Origin of the sequence: Gardnerella sp. DNF00571G (assembly GCF_049262695.1) — a bacterium.
Lineage (GTDB): Bacteria > Actinomycetota > Actinomycetes > Actinomycetales > Bifidobacteriaceae > Bifidobacterium > Bifidobacterium piotii.
Window position 1 is genome coordinate 1,408,774 of record NZ_CP058396.1, and the last position, 23,930, is coordinate 1,432,703.

The window sequence follows — 23,930 nt, forward strand, 5'->3', positions numbered from 1 at the left end:
TGATAGCTATGAGCAGCAGAAAAAGTGTTGTAGCGAATTTGATTATAAAAGCGATTCGCTGGTATCAACGCGCGATTTCTGCTAATAGACCAGCTTGCTGCCGATACTACCCAACTTGCTCAAGATACGCTATAGAAGCCGTTAGCCGCTATGGAGCGTTTAAGGGTGGCGTTCTGGCCGTTTTACGGCTGTTGCGCTGTAGACCATGGACTAGCTGCAGTATTGACGATGTACCACGCAAATATTCAATTTTTTATCGTTGCGCTTGGTCCAAAGCGCATGAAGAGCCACGGTTAACTCCCTTGGCTGATCAAGACAAGGAAAACTAATGTTTAATCAAGACCACTTTTTACTTGATAATGGACCTTGGGGATGGTTCTATAAAATCCTCACGCCAGTTGAGTGGCTTATGACTCAAGTAATGGCGCTTTTCCACAAGCTATTTGTTCTTATTGGAATGAATGAAATTGGATTCTCCTGGGTTCTTTCAATCGTCTTTCTTGTGCTTGTTGTGCACGCGTGCATATTCCCTGCCTTTATAAAAAGCATTAAGGGCATGCGCAATATGCAAGCGATCGCTCCTAAAATGAAGAAAATTCAGCAAAAGTATAAGGGTAAAAACGATTCTGCTAGCAAAGAAGCCATGCAGCGAGAAATGATGAAGCTGTATCAGGAGAATAACGCAAATCCTGCTGGAAGCTGCTTGCCAATGATGATTCAAGGCCCAGCATTTATGAGTATTTGGTATACGCTTTCTGTTATTCCATTTATTGCTAGAGGAAAGCATACTGCTCTTGGTGCTTTTGATGTTGCTACAGCACAGCAATTCGTTAAAACGCATGTGTTTGGTGTTGGTGTTTCCGACACGTTTATGACGGTTCAAGCGGGCGGAAAAGTTGTTATTGTAATCTTTGTTATTTTGATGTGTGCTGCAATGTGGTACATGCAATTTAACAATATTCGTAAGAATCTTCCGCCAGAATCGAAGCAGGGTCCACAGTATACGATGCAAAAACTTATGATGTGGGGATTCCCATTAATCTACGTTTTCTCTGCATTTGCTCTTCCATTTGCAATGCTTGTTTATTGGCTTGTAAACAACATTATGAATATGCTTCGCTCTATTTGGCAGGTGTACGCCTTCCCAACTCCAGGATCTCCTGCAGCCGAGGAAAAAGAAGAGCGCGATTACAAAAAAGAATCCGAGCGCAGAAAGCGCGAAGGTTTGCCTTCTATTGAAGAAGAAAAGCTTCAACAGGCTCGAGAAGAAGCTAAGCGCAGAGAATCAGAAGGATTCCAGCGTAAGCAGCCTAATCGCAAGCGAAAAACAAGTAAATAATGTAAAAACAAGGTAAATGTGAATTTATTTATTAGATTCATTAAAATTATTAAAATAATTTATAAATTTGGATTTATCTTCAGTTAAACTGTACACAGAATTGTGATTCTTGACATTTATTGAAATTAAGGAGTATGTAAATGGCACAAGACGAGACCAGGAGCATTGACCAGCTCAATGAGGAAGCTGATATAGCTGCCGATTACTTAGAAGGACTTTTAGATATTGCCGACTACGAAGGCGATATTGAAATGGGCGTTCGCAACAATAGGCCAATGATTCAAATTGTTGCGGATGATGATTCCGATATTAAGCATTTGATTGGTAGAGATGGAGAGGTTGTTGATGCTTTGCAACAATTGAGCCGTCTAGCTGTTCAGCAAAAAACTGGTGAAAGATCGCACTTAATTGTAGACGTTGATGGGTTCCTTAAGCGTAAGCGTCAACATTTGCGAGATATTGCGTTGGATGCTGTTGATGAAGTTCGCGAAACTGGTGATTCTGTTGATTTGAAGCCAATGAATTCGTTTGAGCGTAAAGTTATTCACGATACAGTTAGAGAAGAAGGCTTAAGGTCTAGGTCTCATGGAGAAGAACCACACCGCTACGTTACTGTTTATATGCCTGCAAGTGCCATTGAAGATGATGATTTAGATGAAGATGTGGATGTAGACATGGATGATGTAGACGTAGAGTTGGACGAAGAATATACAGAGTAGCAATTAGCTTAAATAAAAAGTAACACAATGGAACAAAAATGTTTTATTGTGTTACTTTTTGTTTGAGGGGCTGATTTGCGGAAAAGATTTTAGATATGGAACAGGCTGACAATTTACAAAACAATGTAGATGAAAACAATGTAGATGAATTAGATAACTCCCCTTTGTTGAGTGAAGTCTTAGGCAATGCTATTGATAAATGTAAGATGTTTCACGTGAAACTTAAGAAAGAGGGATTAGTTCGCGGCCTTGTTGGTCCTAGAGATATGAATATTCTTTGGGAAAGGCATATTCTAAATTCTGCTGCAGTTGTTCCATTTGTTAAAAAAGCAGTTGAAAAGTCAAATAAAAAATCCATCGCAGATGTTGGAAGCGGCGGAGGTTTTCCAGGAATTGTTGTTGCTGCTTGTTTGCCAGATTGCAAAGTAACATTAATTGAACCAATGGAAAGACGAGTTCTTTGGTTAAAAGAATGCGTAGAGGTTATGGGTCTAAAAAATGTTACAGTTTTTCATGGAAGATCAGACGAAGTTATTGCTAAAGTTAAGTCTCACGAAATTCCAGCATTTGACGTAGTTACATGTAGAGCTGTTGCACCTATGACAAAATTGGCTGGATGGACCATTCCACTATTGGGCAAGAATGGCCAACTAATCGCGTTAAAAGGAAAGTCTGCACAAGCGGAGATTGATAAGGCTGAAAAGATGATTAAAAAAGTAAAGGGGTTAAATCCTAGAGTAGTTGATGCACCTGTTGCTAAAGGCCTCCAATCAACAAGTGTTGTAATAATTGATAGAGGCTGATTGATAGAGGCTGATTTAATTTTTGTGATTTAGTTCTGTACTTTTATTTAGTTCTGTACTTTTATGCGCAATTATTTTGTTGCGTTAATTTTCATTGAATGTTTCACGTGAAACTGAATAAAGATGTTATATGTTTCACGTGAAACTGTGTGTTTTTATAATATTTTTGTAGTATTTTCTGCAATTTTTCTGGTGTTTTATGTCCATAGAAGAAAGGAAACTTGAAAATACTACGGTTAAATTGGTTAAGTTTGGTAATTTCCCATAGGTGGGCGGGGTGGTGTGAATGGTGGAATCAGCAGAAGATACAATTAAACGTATTTTTGGGGATTCTGGATCTTCCTTGGGCAGTGAGTTGGCAGATATAACCAGTCGCTTCCATGCCATTGATGGCGTTGTGTTCCCTAAGCCGAAGAATACGCGTTTTATTGCGGTTGCGAATCAAAAAGGCGGAGTTGGAAAAACCAGTTCCGCTGTGAATTTGTCGGCAGCAATGGCTGTTGGCGGCTCGAAAGTTTTATTAATTGATATGGATCCGCAAGGTAATGCTTCTACGGCAATGAATATACCACATTCTTCCGCAGATCCTTCTATTTATGATGTTATTGAAGGAAGAAAGACTATTGCTGATGTCAAACAAGAGTGCCCAGATATTGCAGGGCTAGATGTTGTTCCAGCTTCGATTGAGTTAAGTGGTGCTGAATTAGAAGTTGCTCAAATGGAAGATAGGAATAATCTTCTTAAGAACGCAATTGATGAGTTTTTAAGCTCTAGCAGCGAACATTACGATTACGTTTTTATTGATTGCCCACCTTCTCTTGGTCTTTTAGTAATTAATGCAATGTGTGCTGTGCACGAGATGCTAATTCCGATTCAAGCAGAATACTATGCTCTTGAAGGCTTAGGTCAGTTGATTAGAACAATTGGTTTGGTTCAAAAGCACTATAATCCTGCGCTTGTTGTTTCTACAATGCTTGTAACAATGTTTGATAAGCGAACTCTTCTTGGTAGGGAAGTTTTTCAAGAAGTTAAAAATCATTATCCAAATATTGTTCTTAATACCACTATTCCGCGAACTGTTAAGATTCCAGAAGCGCCAAGTTTTAATCAAAGTGTTATAACCTACGATCCACATGGAACGGGTGCTGTGTCTTATAGAGAAGCTGCATTTGAGATAGCTAATAAGTCTGATGTAATTTTGTCTGTTATTGATTCAAAAAGAGAGGGTAATGAGTGATGAGTGCAAGTAAATCGCGTTTGGGTAAAGGATTGGGTGCATTATTCCCTGCACTTCCTGGAGAAGATAGTTTAGATGAGTTTGCTAACAAAAAGATTGAAGATGTTTCACATGAAACATTAGAGAGTAATGACACTTCGAGCACTGTTTCACGTGAAACAGACAGTAAAATCGTAGATAAAAATACGCAAAAAAATGTTTCACGTGAAACCAAAGTATTTGCAAAAAAGCCCGCTAAGGTTCCTAGCGTTGATGACTCAATTTCCCCGCATTTAAGCCAAAAATTGGGGGAAAATACTTCTGTTTCACGTGAAACAGTGCCGTCAATCGCTAGCAAAAATAAGCATTCAGCAAAACGAACTTCTATGCCGTCAATTGATGACGTTACAAGGCCAATTGACTTTTTCTTTGGTGATTCTGCTTCTAAGTCATTTGTTTCTTCAAAGCAAAAGAACGAAGATAATGATAAAAATAAAGTTGCAGAAAAAATATCGCAAGACAAACAAACAAGCCAAACGCAAGAGCTAAAGCCCATTGAAGGTGGCTATTTAGAGTATTTAGATCCAAGTGATATTATTCCTAATGCTCATCAGCCGCGTACGATTTTTGACGAAGAAGAGCTTCAAGAATTGTCTGCTTCAATCAAAGAGGTTGGAGTTTTGCAGCCAATTGTTGTGCGAAAAATCAAGGATGTAAGTAAAGATGATTTACACAATGCTCATTATGAGTTAATAATGGGCGAGCGAAGGTGGAGAGCAACACAGCTAGCTGGTCTTAAAAAGATTCCAGCGATTGTTAGAACCACTTCGGATGAAAACATGCTTAGGGATGCCCTTTTGGAGAATTTGCACAGAGTTGCATTAAATCCGTTAGAAGAAGCTGCAGCTTATGCTCAAATGATTGATGATTTTGGACTTACGCAAATTCAGCTTTCTAAGTCCGTTTCTAAGTCTCGTCCGCAAATCGCAAACACCTTGCGACTTTTGAATTTGCCAGCCAGCGTGCAAAAGCATATTGCGTCGGGAGTGCTTTCTGCGGGTCACGCCCGCGCTCTTCTTGCATTGGCTTCTACAGAAGAAATGGAAGCTCTTGCAAAACGCATTATTGCAGAAGGCTTATCGGTTCGCAGTACGGAAGAAATTGTTTCTATTAAAGTAGACAATGGAGACGATTCTTCTAGAAGAACTAGAGTTAAACGAAACAACAAGTGGGTGTCTTCTCCAATTAGAAAGCAGCTTGAAGATCGATTCTCCACAAAAGTTGCCATTAAAGGAAGCGAAAATCACGGAAGAATCGAAATAGTATTTTCTTCTCCAGAAGAACTGCATCGAATAGTCAATATTTTAGTAGATAAAAAAGATTAATAATAAACCCCCAATAAGCTGTTAATACAATTATTGGGGGTTATTGTTTCACGTGGAACAAAAAATTATTCTTCGTTCAAATTAGTTAAATCATTCAAATAGGCTTGTGCATCAAGGGCCGCGCGGCAGCCCATGCCAGCAGCAGATATTGCTTGCCTATACACGCTATCTACAACATCGCCAGCAGCAAAAACGCCAGGAATTGAAGTTTTAGTAGATGCTCCTTGCACAGCAATAGTGCCATCTTCGTTAAGATCTAAAGCACCATCTAAGAAACTTGTAGATGGGGAGTGGCCGATTGCAACGAAAATTCCGCTTGCCTCAATATTTTGAGTCTCGCCAGTTTTAACATTCTTAACAGTTACAGATTGTGCATCTCCATCCACGCCGTTTACAGAGCAAACAACAGAATCTAAAACAAAATTGATTTTGCTGTTTTTGCGCGCGCGGTCAACCATAATCTTAGACGCGCGGAATGAATCACGCCTGTGAATAAGCGTTACGCAAGAGCCAAAACGAGTTAAGAAAAGTGCTTCTTCGAAAGCAGAATCACCACCGCCTACAACAACAATAGGCTTTTCCCTAAAGAAGAATCCGTCACAAGTTGCACAATAAGAAACACCGCGGCCCGAGTACTCCTGCTCTCCTGGAACGCCTAATTTGCGCACTTGTGAGCCCGTAGAAACGATTACAGCCTTAGATGTATAAGTTACACCATCATCGGTTGTAATCGCTTTTAAATCGCCATTAAAATCTACGGAAACAACATCGTTAAGCAAGATTTGTGCGCCGAATTTTTCTGCCTGTTTTTGCATTGCTTCCATTAAGTCTGGGCCTAAAATGCCGTCTGCAAATCCTGGATAATTTTCCACTTCGGTAGTGTTCATAAGCTGCCCGCCAGGTGTTAGTGCTCCAGCAATAACTAGAGGGCTGTATCCAGCGCGCGCTAAATACAAAGCAGAAGTGTATCCAGCAGGACCAGAGCCAATAATAATTACGTTTTTTTGCACAGTTTTCATAAAATATTCCTAATATTCCTAATAGTTTTAATATTTTTTAGTAAATTCTAACGTAGTTTATATATAGCCCATTCATTGGTATAGACCCTTGTGGAACCCACAAGATAAAGTCTTGCGCAGTTATAGGCTTTTTGAACTTTACGTCTGTTACTCCGCTAGCGTCAAAGGTAAAGTCTGCAACTTTTTCTCCAGCGCTAGGATCGTTCTTGGAATTTGCAATCAAATACCCATGCCCGCCCGAAGAACGAATCGAAACAACAAATCTGTATGCTTCTTGAGGCTGAGTTAAGTGCATGTAATAGCCGTAGCCGCGTTGATTGCCCGTATCTTCCAAGAATTGCTGAATATCTATAGGGTAAGGCGTGTTGTTAGTAGGCATTTTAGGCTTTGGTACTTGCTTTACTTTCTTGCGTTTATTTTGTTTCTTATTCTTGTTTTTAAGGCTTTTATTATCCTTATTGCTCTTATTCTTTTCGCCAGCCTTCTTTTCGCCAGCCTTACTTGTATTGTTCTTACTTGGTTGCTTTTCTTTAGATGAATCGCTTTTATCTTCCGAAAGAACACCTTGACTTCCAAAAGGCACATTTTCAACACTTTGCGAATCCCAAGAATTAGATTTTGCAAAGTTTGATGGCGCTTCGTGAGAGTTAAAAAGACTATGCAAAGATATTGCAAAAACAACAACTACCAGCAATGCAACAATGCCAATAGCTAAGACTTTTGTAGAAAGTCCTCCAAAAATCTTAGCATCCGCAATATCTACATTGTTTTGATTCGAAGATTTCTTTGCTTTTAAGTCGTCTTGATGCTCGTGAGGCTGGAAGCTAGGAGGCATGGATGAGTGAGACAATAATCCAGCATTCTGGCTGCTGTAATCGCCATATTCCTCGTTTTCTAGCTCCTCTTCTCGCAATGCTCTAGCGGATTCTTCGCCAGGAGCAACAAAACGCCCATTGCTGTCTACAACAGGCACTCTTCCTGTTGATTCGGCTTCTAATGGCAAGATTTGCGGCTTAGAAAGCAACTCCGTGTGTTTTGTGTTACTGCTTAGAAGGTCTTCAAAGTCGAATCTTCTAGGCATTAGTGGCGAAGATAAGTCATCTTTTTGTGAATAATCGTTTCCAGAAGTTAGCGAGTCTAAAGTGTTTAACGCGCTTTTATTGCCATTTTCTTTTGCGTACGAGTCGTTTGTAGAATCATTGCCAATGTTTGCATTTTTGCTATTCTCGTTATTTTTATTTTCGCCAACCTTATTCTCTTCGCTTGCTTGCGATTTATCGGTTGAATAGCTAGGGAAGCTTGTGTATGTTGAAGACAAATTGTGGAAAATTGAATCATCGGCGTCTAGCTCAGTTGGAGCTAAAATATTCGCCATTTCTGCTGCAGCAATATCGTGGAAGTCGTAGTCTGTTCCAGTTGAATCGGACTCTGGCAAAGAATCAAGTTTTTTCCCAGAATTATCACCATTTCTTTTTAGTAAAGCGCTTAAAGCACCAATGGTTTTGCTTGCATTTTTAAGACCAGTATTTTTAGCGTTTTTGCCAAACTTGCTAGGCTTTTCGTCTTCGTTTTTTATTGATAAATCACTTGAATCTAAAATACCAATAGATTCTTGACTTGATAGTTCGTTTTCAAGAAAATCTTCGTTCTTAGATAATCCTTCTGGAAAATCAATAAGATCTTCGTCTTTGCAAGGTAAAAGTAGTGCTTTTTGAATAGAAGATTCGCTTGCATTATTGTTAAGAATAATATCTTTTTCGCTAAGCTTTTTAACAGGAGTATATGTGCCTAAAAGTGCCAGAAGCTCCCCAATAGATGCCATTGGAATAATGCTTGAATCCTTAGCAGAAGAAAGGCCTCTTTTGCAAATCATAACAAATTCGCCAGGAACGCCGTCTGCAAGTCTAGAAACGTTAAAAACTGTGTTATTTTGCGTGTATCCAGTGCGCGTAAGAAGAGCATATAAAAGCGCAGAAAGCTGATGTGTTGCAATGTTTTCTACACTTTGTGGCAAGTTTTTAGACTGTTCTTCGCTTTTGTCTTGATTTTCGCTTTCGTTTTGCGAATCCTGCGAATCCTGCGCGTCTTGCTTATTTTTAGTATTCGGCTTATCTTGTTTGTTTTGCGAATCTTGCTTTGAATATTCAACAGTAACGTCTTTTAGTAGAGGGCTTATTGGCGCGCAAGCTAGCTCTACTCCATTATTTGTGATTCTTACTGTGTTTGTTGAAATAGCATAATGAGTTATTCCAGATGTAAGAAGTTTACTAAGCGCGTTTGCTGCTTCGGCAACAATAGAGCGTATAGCTTCGTAGCTAAGTGTAGAGCTGTGTGATTTTATGTAGTCGTCTACAGTTATTCCAGAATCCAACTCAGTTATAATAATTGCAACATCATCTATGTTGTGAATTTTTAGAACTGGCGTAAATTTGCGGATTCTAGATAGTGCAAGAGTAGAAGATATTGTGTTTACTTCGGGAAGGAATCTACGGTCGCGCACAATAAAGAGCTGGCAATCTCTAGCAAGTATGCGGTCGCTAGCTTTCCATACTTGAATGCCTGCTTCTTCTCGCAAAGGTGATATTAGAGCGTAGCGATTAAGTATAATATCTCCCAACTGAGGTTTCATCTACTCCCCGGCTTCCTACATGAGTAATGAATATGCGTAAATAATAAATCCCATCAATTATTGTAATTGAAGAATTTAGTAAACGCTCCTTATTTTTGCAATTATTGTTGTTTAATTATTTTGATTTAATTATCGCTCACTGTGTTGATTTATGCTTATCGACTTTTATTGCGACGATTTATTGCACATTATGCACTGTTTTTGCCTATTTTGAACGAACAACGCGAGGCGAATTATTTTTGTTGCCATTTTTGTTGCCATTGTTGCCGCTGCTTTCGCTAACGTTTTTTATATTACTTTTGGCATTACTTTTAACATTATTTGCGCGCTCAAGATTTAGCAAGAACGACCATTTTACGCCGATTTTTTTAAGAATTGGATTAATAATGATCGCCAATTCGCTTGTTCTTAAAAGCAAAAGAGTAGATACGTAAACGATTACAAGAATAATAGTTATAATTGCGCAAACAAAAATCGCAAGCAACCATCGATTAACGCCACGAAGGTTTGGTGAATCTAAAGAAATCCACTTGTAAATAAATTCTCTAGTCAAAATTCCAACAACAGCAGAAACAATAGAAGCCGCAATCACCTTTATGTGAGTAATAATAATCTGCTTATCGTCTAAATTATTGTTAAAACGAGACCTAATCATTTTAACAAGAGCAGGGAAAGTAAGAATGTAACTAAATGATGCAGCTGCTGCTAAAGCGCTAACCCAGTAGTTTGGCGGAAGGAACTTTATGCAAGAAAACACAATAACAAGTTCTACGCAAAGTTGCGCTGCGCAAAACATAAATGGATGCTTTCCGTCTTCAAAAGCGTAGAATGTGCGTTGAATAATCAAATAGGCGCTAGATAGTGGCAAGCCAATCGAAAGCATCATAAGAGGATCGGCCATTAAGTACGCCTCTTTTATGCTAATTGAAGGAAGCAGAGCCAAAGAGATAGGCATTGGAATAACAATAAAAGCAACGCTAAAGAAGCACATTAAAATGCTAACGCTTCTAATGCAAGAGCTTAAATCTGCGCGAACTGTAGATAAATCGTGTTGCGCAATCGACTTGGAGATTTTTGGAAAAACAGCGGTTGCAACCGATACAGCTATAAGCGAATATGGCAGAATAAACATTGTGTATGCGTTTTGAAAAGTGGCGTTTCCTGCAACATCAAATTGGCTTAATCCCAAGGTTTCTTCGGCTATAGAAGGTGCGCTTGTTGTTATGTGAGTTGTAGCCATTGTAGAAAGCTGGCTAACTGCCACTATTGCAAAACTCCAAGCTGCAACAGGTCCCATAGAGCGCAAGCCAATGCCGCTAATGCCAAAACTTGGCTTATACTTTAATCCGATTTTTTTAAGAGGAATAAACAAAACAAGTGCTTGAGCTGCAACACCTAAAGTCCAAAATCCTGCAGTTAAAAGCATTGTAGTGTTGTTCCAAAAATGCGCAGGCTGCCTACTTGCCTTTCCAAAAATCGCAATAAACACGCCAAATCCCGTGCAGCTAACAATGTTTGCAGCAACCGAGCTCCAAGCGTACATTGCAAACTTGCCTTTAGCAGCCAGAACTTGGCCGAGTACTGTATAAAGGCCGTAGAAGAATATTTGAGGCATACACCACAGCGTAAAAGCGTTTGTAAGTGCAATCATTGCTGGGTTAGACCCAACGTAAAGCCATGTTAAAACAGGTGTGGCAATCGCCATTAAAGCGGTTACGCCTAAAAGCAGAATAATAGCAAATGTTATTAGCTTATTTAGCCTATTTTTTGCATCTTGTTTTTCTAGAGTCTTAACGATTTGTGGAACAAGAACAGCGTTGAAAATTCCGCCAGAAACAAGCGTATAAATAAGCTGAGGAATCATAGACCCAGCCTGGTAAGCATTTGCTGCCAAACCAGTTGTGCCAAGGGCTGCGGCGAGCAAAATTGTTCTAATCTGGCCAGTTATTCTGGAAGCAGCCGTGCCGCTTGCCATTATAATCGAGTTGCGGCCTACTGAATTCATTCGTCTGGATCCTTTTTACGATTAAACTGCCTGAAAAGCCCAAAAGCTCCAAGTGCAAAAGCAAATATTATAATAATCGTACCGCTTTTATCGCTGATTTGCAGCGTGCTTGTGATTGCCGTCTCTTTAGTGCTACTAAAAACGTTGTGGTTTCTATCTTCTAGAGAAAAAGTGGCTTTAACTTTGCTAGATGTTGTAGATCTAAGTGGCAAAATCACCTGGGATTCGCTATTTGCTGCGATTTTAACTGGTGTTTTTCTTCTAGTTACTATTTCCATAGAATTGGTATACGCAGTTAAATATACGTTAATCGGGTATGGGTTTGTGTTGCTGATTGTAATCGGCATGGTTGCTGTTTCGCTTACAAGAGTAACGTCTTTTGGAGGAATAATATTGATTCCAGAAATGAGCATTTTGGCCAAATTGTGAGTGCCATTTTTGGTTTGTGTCTGCGATTCGCTAGCGCTACTGTTTGATTGGCTAGCGCTATTTAACGTATTATCTAGCTCTCTTTGAGCCATTGCGTCAAAAAGTTTAATAAGATTTTCGCTCCAGATTTTGCTGTTTTGATTAATTTTTAACTTTGCGTTTTGTTTTGCAAGAGACTGAGCATCTGACTCGCATGTTTTATGGTTATTAAGCTCATTTTGATCAAGAATGCTGTTTATAAATTGGTTTACTAGCATTCTATCGGAAGCTAATTGGCTAATCTTAGCTTTGCTTGCGATTAATGATTTTCCTTCGATTGCACTCGCCTTAGGAACTGGGCTATATCCAAGGTGTTCTTTAGTAATAGCTTTTGAGTGTGTTAAAGAATTTATGTCTAGCAGACTAATCCAAGGCGATTTTTCTAGAATGCTTACAACTGATTCGATTAAAGGTATAGAAGAATCTGGGCTAAACGTTAGTAGCAAATGCCTAGGCATATAAGGCTGTTCCATCTGGTAGAAGGCGCTTTGTGCTGCAAGTCTGTTTAGAAGTCCTGCGCTAGTAGTTTCTGCTGCCGATTGAGCGCTTGTAAAATGTCCATTTATTAATTCGTTAAGCGTTTCTTGGCAAGAAAGCACTTTTACGCTTCCCGAAGATGTTTGAACCTCGTAAACACCATTTTTTACGGCAAAACGGTTTGCTAGAGGGTCGAATCCGCTAGTGGCCACTACTGTTTTGTATCCGTTTGCGGCAGCCTGTTCTAGTGCGCGTAGAGTCCATTTTTCGCCTGTTTGAAAAGCGTAGGAATCAAGATTTAGCGGCTTTGTTGTTGAATTTTCTAATACAGATGATTTTTTACTCCAAGAATCTAAACCAATTCCAGCTAGTTTATAAGAAACATGATTTTCAGATTCCGCATACCTGCTTATGTTAAAACCGTTATTTTGCATAAATACGGAAGGTGTAAATGTTGGTTCACTAAATTTAAGAGTGTTTGGGTCTGCTATTGTTTGCAACTTTGGATGCTTTTGAACAAGATTTATCAAAGAAGTAATGCGCTTAATACTGCTTTTACTAAGTCTGATTTTTCTGTTAGTTGCAGAGCTTGTTGTGGAGCCTGTTGTAGAGCCTGTTGTAGGATTTGCTAAATTTTCTTGCGATTCACTAATGGCATTAATAGAAGGAGAAATATTGTGCTTGCTAATGTTAAAACGCCAATCGGAAGATTTTGCGATTATTGGCATTAGTAAAGTCACATTAATTGGCGGAGTTTGAACGTTTTTAATGCCAATATTTGCTCGAGTTACAAACGATTTAACAGAATAATAATGCTTAAAATCTAAAGAAGAATACGTTATAGAAACAGGTTTTGGACCCCAATAAATAATGTTTGAAAGATTTTGACTGTTTGCATCAACGTCGATTTGCGCACTATAAGATTTTCCGCTTGCAAGCGCTGGAACACTAACTTCGCCTATTAGTTGAGGCGTTGGAATCCTAGACTCGGCTTGGCTCCATTTTTGCAAGTCGGTTCTAGACATAAAAGTGTACCAAGGGTTAAAAGTGACTTGAATTTTGCCTTCTGGAAAATCTTTAGAACTGTTATTTTTAAGCAGAAGACTAATGTGGTATCCGCTTTTATCTGTAAGAATCGAAGTTGACTTTACGATTTTTAGCGAAATTCCTTTGGATTTTGTGTTATACAAAGAGTAGGAGCTTAAGGAAGACTGATTAGCATACGCGACTTTTGGTGCGAAGAAGAATGGGAAAGTCGCAAGCAAGAGTGCCATTAGAACTGTGGTTGCGCAAAGTCTTAAAAACGCGTTTTTTTGCGACTTACGCAACTGGTTTTTTGAAAAATCAATCACATTAATCACATTAGTAACGTTAATCACGGTTTTGCCGCCTATTCGCCTTTTTAGCATACATCCATGCTATTTTTCGTTCGTTTGGGTAGCTTAAAATGTCGTTAAGGTTCTTAAAATCAACCCAAATCGCATCTTCTGCTTCGTGATCTGGGTCTCCAAGAACAGATAATTCGCCGCTAACATACTTAAGCGCAAAGTGGTGAACAAGTTTATGCACACGCTGGCTTGTTCCAGTAAACCAGTAGTCGATAGTTGCGATTGAATCAACAACTTCGCCAAGAATACCCGTTTCTTCGCGAATCTCTCTAACTGCTGTTTGTTGCGGTGTTTCGCCTTTTTCAATATGACCTTTTGGCAAACACCATTCCATGTGGCCACTTCGCGAATGCCGTGCTATAACCGCGACACGCCCAAGAGAGTCAAAAACTAATCCTCCAGCGGAATATTCTCGAACAATAGGCAAATCCTGTGCGTCTAGAGAAGCAAAAGTTTTAGGGCCGTCATTAACTCTTCTTTGAGGCATTAATGCAGGAGAAGGGGCATTAATAGAAGATATTTGCTGCCTGGATTCCGTTATATTAACATGAATGTTTTCAACAGTGTAGCTGCCTGAAAAGCCCGAAATATCAACAAAAATCGACTCCTCTTCTTCGGTTTGTTGTGGCTGAATTTTGCTTTTCATTCTAGCAACATCAAGAGGAGTAACTCGAATGCTTGGAGTGTTTTGGGTATGATTATCCGAGGCTCTGGCGAGCATGCGTCTTAAGTCTTTCGGAGTAACCATACACTCCACCTTACTCAATCCGCTGTGCATTGGGGTAACGGTATGCTGGAATGTAGTTTGATTTTTGCTGAAAGGGTGTTTTTAAGCGTGTCTGTGAACTTTGAAGTTTGGCCAGAAGCCATAGAGTTGGGTAAATTATTTGCCGATCACAATTACGAGTTGGCGCTTGTTGGCGGCCCTGTGCGAGACATGCTTTTGCATAGAGTTTCACACGATCTTGACTTTTGCACATCTGCTAAGCCAGAAGAGTTTGAACCACTTCTTAGGTCTTGGGGTCATGACGGTTTTTGGGACATGGGTCGAAAGTTTGGCACGCTTGGAGCTTTGAAGCGCAGAAAAGACGGAACCGAAGTAAAAGTAGAGATAACAACTTACAGATGCGATGCTTATAATCCAGATTCCAGAAAGCCAGAAGTAAAATATGGCGATACTTTGGAAGGTGATCTTTCTAGACGCGATTTTACTGTAAACGCAATGGCTTTGCGCGTGCCAAGTCTAGAATTTGTGGATCCATTTGGAGGAGCAAGCGACTTATCTAAAGGTATTTTGCGAACTCCAGTAGACCCACGTCAATCTTTTGACGACGATCCTTTAAGAATGATGCGTGCTGTTCGCTTTGTTGCTCAACTTGGTTTCACTATTGAAGCAAGCACGGCTGAGGCCATTTTGAGCATGGTTTCTAGATTAGATATTGTTTCTGCGGAGCGCGTTCGCGACGAAATAACAAAGATGCTTCTTTCGGCAAATCCGCGCGCAGGAATTGAAGCAATGGTTGATTCTGGTATTGCAGATAGGGTTTTGCCAGAAATTCCTGCTTTGCGCTTAGAAATCGACGAGCATCACAGGCATAAGGATGTTTTTGAGCACACAATGATGGTTCTTGAGCGCGCAATAGCGCTTGAAACAGATGACGAAGGTGCGGTTCCTGGGCCAGATTTAACTTTGAGACTTGCTGCTCTTTTGCACGATATTGGCAAGCCGCGCACTAGAAAGTTTGAAGACGGCGGAAAAGTTAGCTTCCATCATCACGATATTGTTGGAGCTAAAATGACTCGAAAACGCATGAAAGCTTTGCATTTTGACCATCATATTATTGACGATGTAAGCGAGCTTGTGAATTTGCATTTGCGATTCCATGGCTACGTAGACGAGCCTTGGACGGATTCTGCAGTTAGAAGGTATGTTAAGGATTCAGGACACTTGTACGAGCGTCTAAATCGCCTAACGCGCGCAGATGCTACTACTCAAAACAAGCGCAAGTCGCTTATGTTTGAGCATGCGATGGACGAGATGGAAGATCGCGTACGCGAATTAAAAAAGCAGGAAGATTTTAACGCAATTCGTCCAGACTTGGATGGCAATGAAATCATGAATCTTCTTGGTTTGGAGCCTGGTCCTATTGTTGGTAAAGCATACAAGCACATGCTGGAATACAGACTAGATAATGGTCCTGTAGAGCACAGTGTTGCTGTTGACGAGCTTAAAAAATGGTACGAAAGTCAAGCTGAATAAAGCGAATCGCGCGCGTCTATATAAGCTAGAATCTTACTGAATAGGCTTGTGGTTTGCAGCTTTTGGAAGATTCTTAATTGTGTTATACGCTGAGCAGCCTCTAATCTCGTTAATTGCAGCTCCAGCAGCAGGAACGTCGGTTTTAGGACGAAGATTGCTAAAAGTGGCTCCTAAAACAACGTCAATAAGCTTATCTTGACGGTCGTCCATGCGCAAAATGGCGTCCTTAAAATTGGCTACTAGTGTATAAGCTTCGTTAATCGACTGTTTTCCAAAATAGATTGTTGTGCGCTTAACGCGTGTTTCGCTATTTCCAACTTCGATTAAGTTAAAACCGCGATTTCTAAGGCCTTCCCCGACTGCTCGCGCAAATCCGCGGAATTTTGTTCCATTTAGAACGCGTATAGAAACAGCACGATTATCTATATAAGACGCTTTATTTTCGTCTTTGTTTCTTATAGCACAAGGCGCTTGAACGCCATAGTTTGGGTCTACTTCTGGAGTTCTAGGAGCAGCGATTCCAAAAAGATGAGATTGCACAATAAGAGCTAAAACAAAGGCAATTGCAACTCCGATTGCAACAGACGATAGCACAAATCGTTTTCTTTGATACATGAACTCTCTTCGGGCTAGTCGCTCGTCGTAAAACTGCGTCATGCTAACTTCCGATCTGTACTGTGTGCTTGTATTGTGCGCGTTGTGCGCGCGTATGCGTATGCATAAGTGTTAGCTATTTTACTTACTATGCATGACGGCGTTTATAAGCGTATTTTAACTGTTAAAAGCTTTACAGAGAGCTAAAAATTCGTCGCAAGTTAAAGTTTCGCCTCGTCTTGTTGAATCAATCTTAGAAAGTTCGTAGGCTTCTTTAGGAACAATGCTCTTTAGTGCTGCGTTTAGCGTTTTTCTTCTCTGCTGGAATGCTGCATCAATAATCTTAAACACTTTTTCTTTTTCTTGCTCGCTGCCTTTTGGATTATCGTTTCTCTTAAAGTACACTAGCGCGGAGTCAACGTTTGGAGCAGGCCAAAATACGTTTCTGCCAATCAAACCAGCTTTTTGAGCAGTACCATACCAAGCCAACTTTACGCTTGGAGTGCCATACGTTTTATTGCCAGGCTGCGCGCATAAGCGATCTGCAACTTCTTTTTGAACCATTACAAGAAAGCTTGTAAGATTATCGAATTTTTCTAAAAGAGTAAGAATAATCGGTGTTGCAACGTTGTATGGAAGATTTGCAACAAGCGTAAAGTGCGCCGCTTTTGCTAAATCGGGAACGTCTTGAGCGTTTACCTCTAACGCGTCTTTAAGAATCACATTAAACCGTTCTAAAGCATTAGGCATAAATTCTTTAACGGTTCTTGGCAAACGCTTAGCAAGATGCGGATCTATTTCTACAGCAGTAAGATTTGCGCCCGCTTGAAGAATCGCAAGTGTAAGAGAGCCAAGACCAGGGCCTACTTCCATAACAAAATCGTTTGAATTAATTTTTGACGCAGCAACGATTTTTTTAACTGTTCCTGGGTCAATAACAAAATTTTGACCAAACTTTTTTGTAGGCGTAATGCCCTCTTGCGCTGCAATTGCGCGAATATCTACTGCTCCAAGAAGACGGCCTTGTTGATTTTCAATATTATCTTTCGTCAATTTAATACCATCCAAACTTTAATACCATCCAATTTCTTGTGAATGCTTCCACGCTTCGCTAGGATTCCCGTATTTACTTCTAATGTAACTAAGGCCCCACGTTATTTGTATTGACGCGTCTTCATGCCAGTTTGCTCCCGCGCTCGCCATTTTATTTGCTGGAAGTGATTGCGGAATTCCGTACGCGCCAGAGCCTTTATTTTCTGCATTCCAACGCCAATTCGATTCTCTTGTCCACAATTTAACAAGGTCTTCCCACATTGCGCCAGTCCAACCAAGTTGTGCGCATGCTGCTTGAGCATAGAGTTTTGCTTGTTCTGGTGTTGCGTGAACCATGCCGTTTGGGTTATCTGCGGGTGCGGGTGCAGGTGCAGGAGTTGGTGTTGGGGCAGGTGTTTGTTTTATAGCTTGTGAAGTTTCAACAGTTTGCTTAGAATTTTGCTGATTGTCGTTATTATTTTGTTGCGCATTTTGATTTTGCGCGCCCTGTTGTGCGCTCTTGTTTTGTGTATTTTGTTGATTCGTGTTTGTTTTTTGCGATTGAGTTTGATTAGTTTGATTATTTGGTTTCTTGTTTTCTTCTTGTTTATTGATTCGTTTGCTTGGCTTAGACTCGTTTTGTGTTCTAGGAGTAGACTTTGCGCCAATTGCAACAATTTGATCAATCGACGGCTTAACAATTGACCGCTTTATTAGCGTTGCACTTTGAGCTTTGCCATCCACATAAGTCACGTTATACAAATCTATGCGCTCGCCATTTGCGCCAGATTGTTTAATAACTCTAGCTCCGATTGCAAGACTTGAGTCGTTTACGTTTATAGTGCTAAATGGAATAACAACGTTTCTAGATTCTTTTCCATGCGTTACTCTAAGAATGCGAAGCAAAGTTTTTCCATTTTCTTCGCTAACAGTTACTTGGTCTTCTTTTCCTAAGACTATTCCTAAAGAATCAAGAATTGAGCTTGCTGGCAGTGTTCCGTCTGGAACAACTCTTGTTTTGTTATCGCAAATAACTGTGACTGGTCCTTTTTTGTTTATAGAAAGTCCACCAGTAAGCTTGTTATAAATGTTTTGCAAATTAACAGTTATTTTTGCAGCATGATCTGCGTTTGCTTGGAAGAATCCGATTAATTGATCAATGCTTGTTGCAACAGTCCAAAATGGTATTGTTACACCGTCTACTGTAATGGATGTTTGATAAGCGCTTCTAACGGTAACAGTTGCGTGATCTGCTAATATGTCTCCCGAAGTACTAATAACTTGGTCGTGTGTTTTAACTGGTACTTTTTGTTCTTGTAGAAGTCTTTGTGTAGTAGATGCATAAGTTGTTACTACTTTAGTTTTGCCATTTATGATTAAAGCAATAGATTTACGCGCAGAAAGTGCAAAAATCCCAGTGCTAGAAATAACAAGAGCTAGAACGCATATAAAAACGCGTAGTCTTCTCATTATTACAAACCGCTGAGGCGTCCATCTGCGTGCCATTCAACCTCACTTTCAACGCAAAACTGAATCTTAATTATAGCAATGATTGCAATCAGCCAAAAAATAAGACTATAAGCATATAATCTAACTCATTAAAAATGCGTTAAGAAGAATCAATCTTAAACTATAAAACTATAAAACTATAAAAGGTAAAGGGGGGGGCAGGAGAGAAGGGGATTTGTCCTGCCCCCATGAGGAGGAGCTGGTTGGGGGACGCTCCATCCTCTTGCTCGGAAACCCTGAGTTGGGGGAAGGTTCCCGAGAACTTACTCAAGCGAAGTAATCAGCATAAATTGTTCTTGTAAGCTTTACGGTTCATCATACAATAAATTTATTTATGACTTATTATCTTAACTTATTATCTTATTATTGTTATTGTAAATTCACTAAAAACTTTTTATATGCTTATGACTCATAATATGCATACAAGTGGATTTTTATAATTTAGACTGTTTTGTTATGCAAAACGCCTATAAAATGGAGCCTCCTGCCGGGATCGAACCGGCGACCTGCCGCTTACAAGGCGGCCGCTCTGGCCATCTGAGCTAAGGAGGCGAGTTCTTGCACGCTAGTTAAAAATCTTCGCGAGCAAAACATTGATTAGTGTATCAGCACCCGTTGCCAAGTGCAACTTTTGGAACCAACACACTAATCAACAAGAACTAGTCAAGAGGATTTGGCTGATCTTTATCTGTTACCTTTGGCATAACACCTTCAACTCCAACCTTAGACTTGTCTAATCCAATAGACTTAAGAATTGCATCTGGAGTACTAAGCTTCTTCTTGCTAACCTCAACCATATCAAGCAGCTTCCCGTTGATAGTGGTTGTAGGAGTTGTCATAGCTCCCTTATTTGATCCGCTAACATTCCACAAAGCCTTGCGATTTGGTGTATCGGCATTAATAGCGTTTTGCCAATCAAGATAATTTCTGTTGAATGCTTTGTTTGCAACTTCTTCGCTAACGCCAGCGTTTATGGCTTGCTCAATCAGCTTTTTGTTGCTAACAGGCTTGTAGCCGTCGCCTTCTTCTGGCTGGAAGTCTTCTGCAAAAATGTTGTTAATAAATTGAAGTAAGTGCGAAGGATTGTCGTCGTTAGAAGAAATGTATGCGATTGCGCCAGTTACGCGTGTTGAATAGTGGTCGCTAGAAATTCGATCCAAGAACGACATTGGGTGAATCTCAAGGTTGATTTGGCCAGCTTTCATCATTGCAATAAGCATTTGATCGGAATCGCGATTAAAATTACCGCATCCTGGGCACAGAGGATCGGCATAAACCGCTATAGTCGGAGCGTTTGGAGCAGTTGTGTTATAGCCGTTTTTGCTGATTAAAATTCCGCCTTGTTCGTTTGCGTACTTAGGCTTTTGATTAGTCGTAAGATTTTTAACAGCTCGTCTTGCTTGTTGAGCTTGCTCGACATTCTTTTGATTTTGCGCATTAGTGGCGTTAAGAGCTGTAATTCCAATTGCCGCAATCATGCCAATTAAAATGACAACAACAACAATTCCAACGATTGTTTGTTGGCGTAATTCTTTAGCTTTGCGCGCTTGAAGATTTTGATTTGATTGATTTTGCGCGCTTCTGCTACTGTTAGGCATGCCTATCCTTCCCCTGATTTTTACAAATAACATACATAAGTAAATTAATCTAAAAGAATAGTTTAGATTACGGTATCAACGGACTTAATCACTGTCGGTTGCTTGCGATTTTCCCGCGCCGCAAATGGCCCCTGCTCCAACGGCGAATATTTTAGTTTTACCTAATATAAAAGAAATAATCCATCCTGCAATAAATCCAGTAATGTACCCAATTGAAGTTGGCGAACAAATATCTGGAGCGTATGTTGGTAAAATCACGCTAATTGACCAAACTTGAACTTTGATTAGTTGACTAGATGCATGTATTAAAATTGGATACACGTATGCGCCAATAATGCCTGCTATTGCAAGAGTTAGGACTTTTTTAATCGAGTATGCGATTGCTTTAATAAAATGCCACGGTATGCTAGCGATTCTTATGAATACGTCTTTTCCGCCAACGGATTCGTTCGCGCGTTTTCTGCGTACGCTTGAGCAAACATTGTATCCGATTGTTGCTGTAATTAGCATAAAAATAAGATTTGCTGCAAGCGCATCTATTGGAGAAATCGCAGCTAGTAAGCTTGCAAGAGTAATGAATACAGCCGCCGCCACTCGCCCGCGAAATAAGTATTTATTTACGTTTGGATGCGGATTTTCATCTAACTCAGGCGGCTCAGCAATTTTGGTTGCTTGTTCTGAATTTGTGATTTGTTCTGGCTCTGTAACTTGTTCTGTATCTATAGCTTGTTCTAACCCGTTTGCGTATACCTTGGTGGTGGATGTGCTAGTGGCGTCTAGTAAAGATGTTGGCTCGGGGTCTATTAAATCCGATTCTGTAGAGTGTAATAAAGTTGTATTGTCAACATTCTTAGAAACCCACATTTTTCTAGGGTTTTCTGGAAGCTTTCTTGTTTGAAAAGTCGTGTTAAAATCGTGAGTTTTTGCATTATTGGGTACAGTTTCTCCACTAAAGCTGTGCTCAAAAGGGTAGCTTGAATCCTGCCAGTCTGTAGGGTTCATAGCATCTTGGAAAATTGCGTTTTCAAGCTGTTCGGGAGTGCATCTTTCGCTTCTTTTAGGATTTAATGCGCTTTTGAATGCTTGCATTGTTCTTATTGGAAGACCATTAAGATTTGCGTTCCCAGATGCTGCTCTTTCTAAAACTGCCATTATTGGCTTGGTTCCAAAAACAGGCTTTCCTGTTGCTGCAAAAGCTAGAACGGCAGCTACGCTCCACCAATCTGTAAGTTCGCTCGATTCTCCACCTTCAATGATTTCTGGAGCAATAAATCCAGGGGTTCCCATTACAAGGCCAGTTCGCGTAACATGCGACTCGCCCTGCCCCATAGATATTCCAAAATCAACTAAAACGGGGCCAGTAGTGGAAATCATTATGTTTGTAGGCTTAATATCTCGGTGAATTATGCCCGCACTATGAACCGCTTTTACAGCGTCGATTAGTTTGTGTGCAAGTCGTTCTAAATCGCCACCAACGTATGGGCCGTTAATTGCAACGTCTTCTTTAAGATTGTGGCCGTCAATAAGTTCTGTGACTATAAAAGCGATTGAAGCATCAAGCTCCATGTCTACTATTGAGCACACGCCTTCGTGGTGTATTTTTTGCAAAGCTAGAGCCTCGCGCCTAAGTCTAAGTCTTGCTTGCTCTTGCGGATTGCTAACTTCTGCAGATTCCAAATCATCGTCTTGGTTTTCTAGCATTGATGCGCGCAAAATCTTCATTGCGTAAAAATGGCCACCGTCGTCTTTTACTCGCCAAACGGAGCCCATAGCGCCTCCGCCCAGTCGCTCAATCAGCGTGTATCCGCCAACATTTTGGCCAGAGCGCAAGTCAAACATGCTCACATCTTCCATAATGCATTATGTTAGTGTGCAGCTATGCCAATTTGTTTTTTAACACTAAACACGCGATTTTATAAACAAATGTTTATATATCTACTGTAAAAGTAATCGTGTTTATAAGCCTTTGTTTATGAGTGATTTTTATACTCGACACGCCGAAGTGTTAGAAAATACTGTAATTTTGCTGTTTTTACTGAATAAACATGATATATTGAATCATGGCTCAACGAAGAGAACCTTCAATGAACCATGTAAGTAAATGTGGACGATTGACGCCGCCGATGTAGGACTTGGGGTCTTTAGTGCACACCCTTCACAACGGATCGTTCGGCACGTACCTGCCGATGAAAGGAAAATATCATGGCAGAAGTTGTATTTGATCATGTAACTCGAATCTACCCAGGCAACGATAAGCCTTCGGTTGATGATTTGAACATGACTATTAAGGATGGCGAGTTCCTTGTACTCGTTGGTCCATCTGGTTGCGGTAAGTCCACAACGCTGCGAATGTTGGCTGGCTTGGAAGAGGTTAACAAGGGTCGCATTCTTATTGGTGGTCAAGACGTTACTACAATGCAGCCAAAAGATCGCGATATCGCAATGGTGTTCCAGAACTACGCATTGTATCCACATATGACTGTTGCAGATAACATGGGATTTGCTCTTAAGATTGCAGGCGTAAACAAGGAAGAAATCCGCAAGCGCGTTGAAAAAGCTGCTGAAGTTTTGGATTTGACTGAGTACTTGGATCGTAAGCCAAAGGCTTTGTCTGGTGGTCAGCGTCAGCGTGTTGCAATGGGTCGCGCAATTGTTCGTGAACCAAAAGTCTTCCTTATGGATGAGCCTCTTTCCAACCTTGATGCAAAGCTTCGCGTACAGACTCGTACGCAAATCGCGGCATTGCAGCGTCAGCTCGGCGTTACTACTCTTTACGTAACGCACGATCAGACCGAGGCTTTGACAATGGGTGACCGCATTGCCGTTATTAAGCTTGGCATTTTGCAGCAGGTTGGCGCTCCAACCGAGCTTTATGACCGCCCAGCAAACGTGTTTGTTGCAGGCTTCATTGGTTCCCCATCTATGAACATTAACCAGCATCCAGTGGTTGATGGCAAGGCTCAAATTGGCGAGGATTCCATCACTCTTCCAGCAGAAGCTGTTGATAAGCTTGCCGAGGAAGATAAGGGTCAGATTATTGTTGGCTTCCGTCCAGAAGATGCAAGCTTGGCAACTTCCGACGATCCAAATGCCTTCTCCTTGAAGGTTGTAAACGTGGAAGATCTTGGCTCCGACGGTTACATCTACGGAAACATCATCACCGATGGATCTCCAGAAGAAGCATCTACAATGATGAGCGACCAGAACAAGCTCACAACGATTCGCGTGAACCCACGTGCGCTTCCAAAGGTTGGTGACGTTGTAAAGATTAAGATTGATCCATCCAAGATGCACCTGTTTGCGCCTTCTACAGAGTTGCGTTTGAACTAGCGTTTTCTTGGGCACTTGATTCTTGTTTTGAGTGCCCAAGATTTCTGTATAAGGGTATGGCGGGGTTCGCTAGGCGAGCCCCGTTTTCGCATGATTTAGCTTATTTTAATCTGTAGTTGTATTTGCATTTATTCACATTTGGTGATTATTTGGTTATTA

18 protein-coding genes and 1 tRNA gene are annotated in these 23,930 nt (G+C 40.5%); 8 read left to right on the forward strand and 11 right to left on the reverse strand.

Annotated features, from left to right (window positions below; genetic code table 11):
- The first annotated feature begins 8 nt into the window (after positions 1–8).
- From yidD to HXT30_RS05560, 6 genes are all read left to right on the forward strand, one after another.
- Entirely contained in the window at positions 9–329 is a 321-nt protein-coding gene (gene yidD / locus HXT30_RS05535) for a membrane protein insertion efficiency factor YidD (protein WP_032812863.1), read from the forward strand.
- The gene (gene yidC / locus HXT30_RS05540) at positions 329–1,339 is read left to right on the forward strand and encodes a membrane protein insertase YidC (protein WP_116438089.1); all 1,011 of its coding nucleotides are present in this window, start codon (positions 329–331) and stop codon (positions 1,337–1,339) included. The genes yidD and yidC overlap by 1 nt, the downstream gene beginning before the upstream one ends.
- Before the next feature lie 140 nt (positions 1,340–1,479).
- Complete coding sequence (locus tag HXT30_RS05545; RefSeq protein ID WP_016635500.1) at positions 1,480–2,058, forward strand: protein jag; 579 nt, start codon at positions 1,480–1,482, stop codon at positions 2,056–2,058.
- 95 nt (positions 2,059–2,153) lie between these two features.
- Complete coding sequence (gene rsmG / locus HXT30_RS05550; RefSeq protein WP_422111499.1) at positions 2,154–2,861, forward strand: 16S rRNA (guanine(527)-N(7))-methyltransferase RsmG; 708 nt, start codon at positions 2,154–2,156, stop codon at positions 2,859–2,861.
- Positions 2,862–3,147: 286 nt separating this feature from the next.
- Positions 3,148–4,098, forward strand: a complete 951-nt coding sequence (locus HXT30_RS05555) for a ParA family protein (RefSeq protein ID WP_422111500.1) — start codon at positions 3,148–3,150, stop codon at positions 4,096–4,098.
- The gene (locus HXT30_RS05560; protein ID WP_422111850.1) at positions 4,098–5,462 is read left to right on the forward strand and encodes a ParB/RepB/Spo0J family partition protein; all 1,365 of its coding nucleotides are present in this window, start codon (positions 4,098–4,100) and stop codon (positions 5,460–5,462) included. The genes HXT30_RS05555 and HXT30_RS05560 overlap by 1 nt, the downstream gene beginning before the upstream one ends.
- A 65-nt stretch (positions 5,463–5,527) precedes the next feature.
- Here HXT30_RS05560 and trxB read toward each other — a convergent pair whose 3' ends face one another.
- From trxB to HXT30_RS05585, 5 genes are all read right to left on the reverse strand, one after another.
- Complete coding sequence (gene trxB, locus HXT30_RS05565) at positions 5,528–6,481, reverse strand: thioredoxin-disulfide reductase (RefSeq protein WP_422111501.1); 954 nt, start codon at positions 6,479–6,481, stop codon at positions 5,528–5,530.
- Between the two features lie 37 nt (positions 6,482–6,518).
- Positions 6,519–9,110: a kinase gene (locus HXT30_RS05570; RefSeq protein WP_422111502.1), complete on the reverse strand. Its 2,592-nt coding sequence runs from the start codon at positions 9,108–9,110 to the stop codon at positions 6,519–6,521.
- 205 nt (positions 9,111–9,315) lie between these two features.
- A complete protein-coding gene (gene murJ, locus HXT30_RS05575; RefSeq protein WP_422111503.1) occupies positions 9,316–11,115 on the reverse strand; it encodes a murein biosynthesis integral membrane protein MurJ in 1,800 nt (599 codons plus the stop codon).
- On the reverse strand, positions 11,112–13,469 hold the full coding sequence (locus tag HXT30_RS05580) for a DUF6049 family protein (RefSeq protein WP_422111504.1): 2,358 nt from the start codon (positions 13,467–13,469) through the stop codon (positions 11,112–11,114). The genes murJ and HXT30_RS05580 overlap by 4 nt, the downstream gene beginning before the upstream one ends.
- Positions 13,432–14,196, reverse strand: coding sequence for an NUDIX hydrolase (locus HXT30_RS05585; protein WP_032812862.1), 765 nt, complete (start codon positions 14,194–14,196; stop codon positions 13,432–13,434). The genes HXT30_RS05580 and HXT30_RS05585 overlap by 38 nt, the downstream gene beginning before the upstream one ends.
- Before the next feature lie 42 nt (positions 14,197–14,238).
- On the opposite strand from HXT30_RS05585, the gene HXT30_RS05590 reads away from it, so the two are divergent.
- A complete protein-coding gene (locus tag HXT30_RS05590; protein WP_050567582.1) occupies positions 14,239–15,708 on the forward strand; it encodes a CCA tRNA nucleotidyltransferase in 1,470 nt (489 codons plus the stop codon).
- A 33-nt stretch (positions 15,709–15,741) separates the two neighbouring features.
- Here the strand turns inward: HXT30_RS05590 and HXT30_RS05595 are convergent, their stop codons facing one another.
- From HXT30_RS05595 to HXT30_RS05620, 6 genes are all read right to left on the reverse strand, one after another.
- Positions 15,742–16,365 carry a LytR C-terminal domain-containing protein gene (locus HXT30_RS05595; RefSeq protein ID WP_422111505.1) on the reverse strand — a complete coding sequence of 208 codons (624 nt, stop codon included), beginning with the start codon at positions 16,363–16,365 and terminating at the stop codon, positions 15,742–15,744.
- Positions 16,366–16,479: 114 nt separating this feature from the next.
- The gene (gene rsmA, locus HXT30_RS05600; RefSeq protein WP_422111506.1) at positions 16,480–17,370 is read right to left on the reverse strand and encodes a 16S rRNA (adenine(1518)-N(6)/adenine(1519)-N(6))-dimethyltransferase RsmA; all 891 of its coding nucleotides are present in this window, start codon (positions 17,368–17,370) and stop codon (positions 16,480–16,482) included.
- Between the two features lie 3 nt (positions 17,371–17,373).
- Positions 17,374–18,840 carry a G5 domain-containing protein gene (locus tag HXT30_RS05605; RefSeq protein ID WP_422111507.1) on the reverse strand — a complete coding sequence of 489 codons (1,467 nt, stop codon included), beginning with the start codon at positions 18,838–18,840 and terminating at the stop codon, positions 17,374–17,376.
- Between the two features lie 478 nt (positions 18,841–19,318).
- A tRNA-Thr gene (locus HXT30_RS05610) sits at positions 19,319–19,395 on the reverse strand.
- A 107-nt stretch (positions 19,396–19,502) separates the two neighbouring features.
- Complete coding sequence (locus HXT30_RS05615) at positions 19,503–20,441, reverse strand: DsbA family protein (RefSeq protein ID WP_422111508.1); 939 nt, start codon at positions 20,439–20,441, stop codon at positions 19,503–19,505.
- 84 nt (positions 20,442–20,525) lie between these two features.
- Positions 20,526–22,295 carry a serine/threonine-protein kinase gene (locus tag HXT30_RS05620; protein ID WP_422111509.1) on the reverse strand — a complete coding sequence of 590 codons (1,770 nt, stop codon included), beginning with the start codon at positions 22,293–22,295 and terminating at the stop codon, positions 20,526–20,528.
- Between the two features lie 348 nt (positions 22,296–22,643).
- On the opposite strand from HXT30_RS05620, the gene HXT30_RS05625 reads away from it, so the two are divergent.
- A complete protein-coding gene (locus HXT30_RS05625) occupies positions 22,644–23,771 on the forward strand; it encodes an ABC transporter ATP-binding protein (protein ID WP_116438099.1) in 1,128 nt (375 codons plus the stop codon).
- Positions 23,772–23,930: the final 159 nt, after the last annotated feature.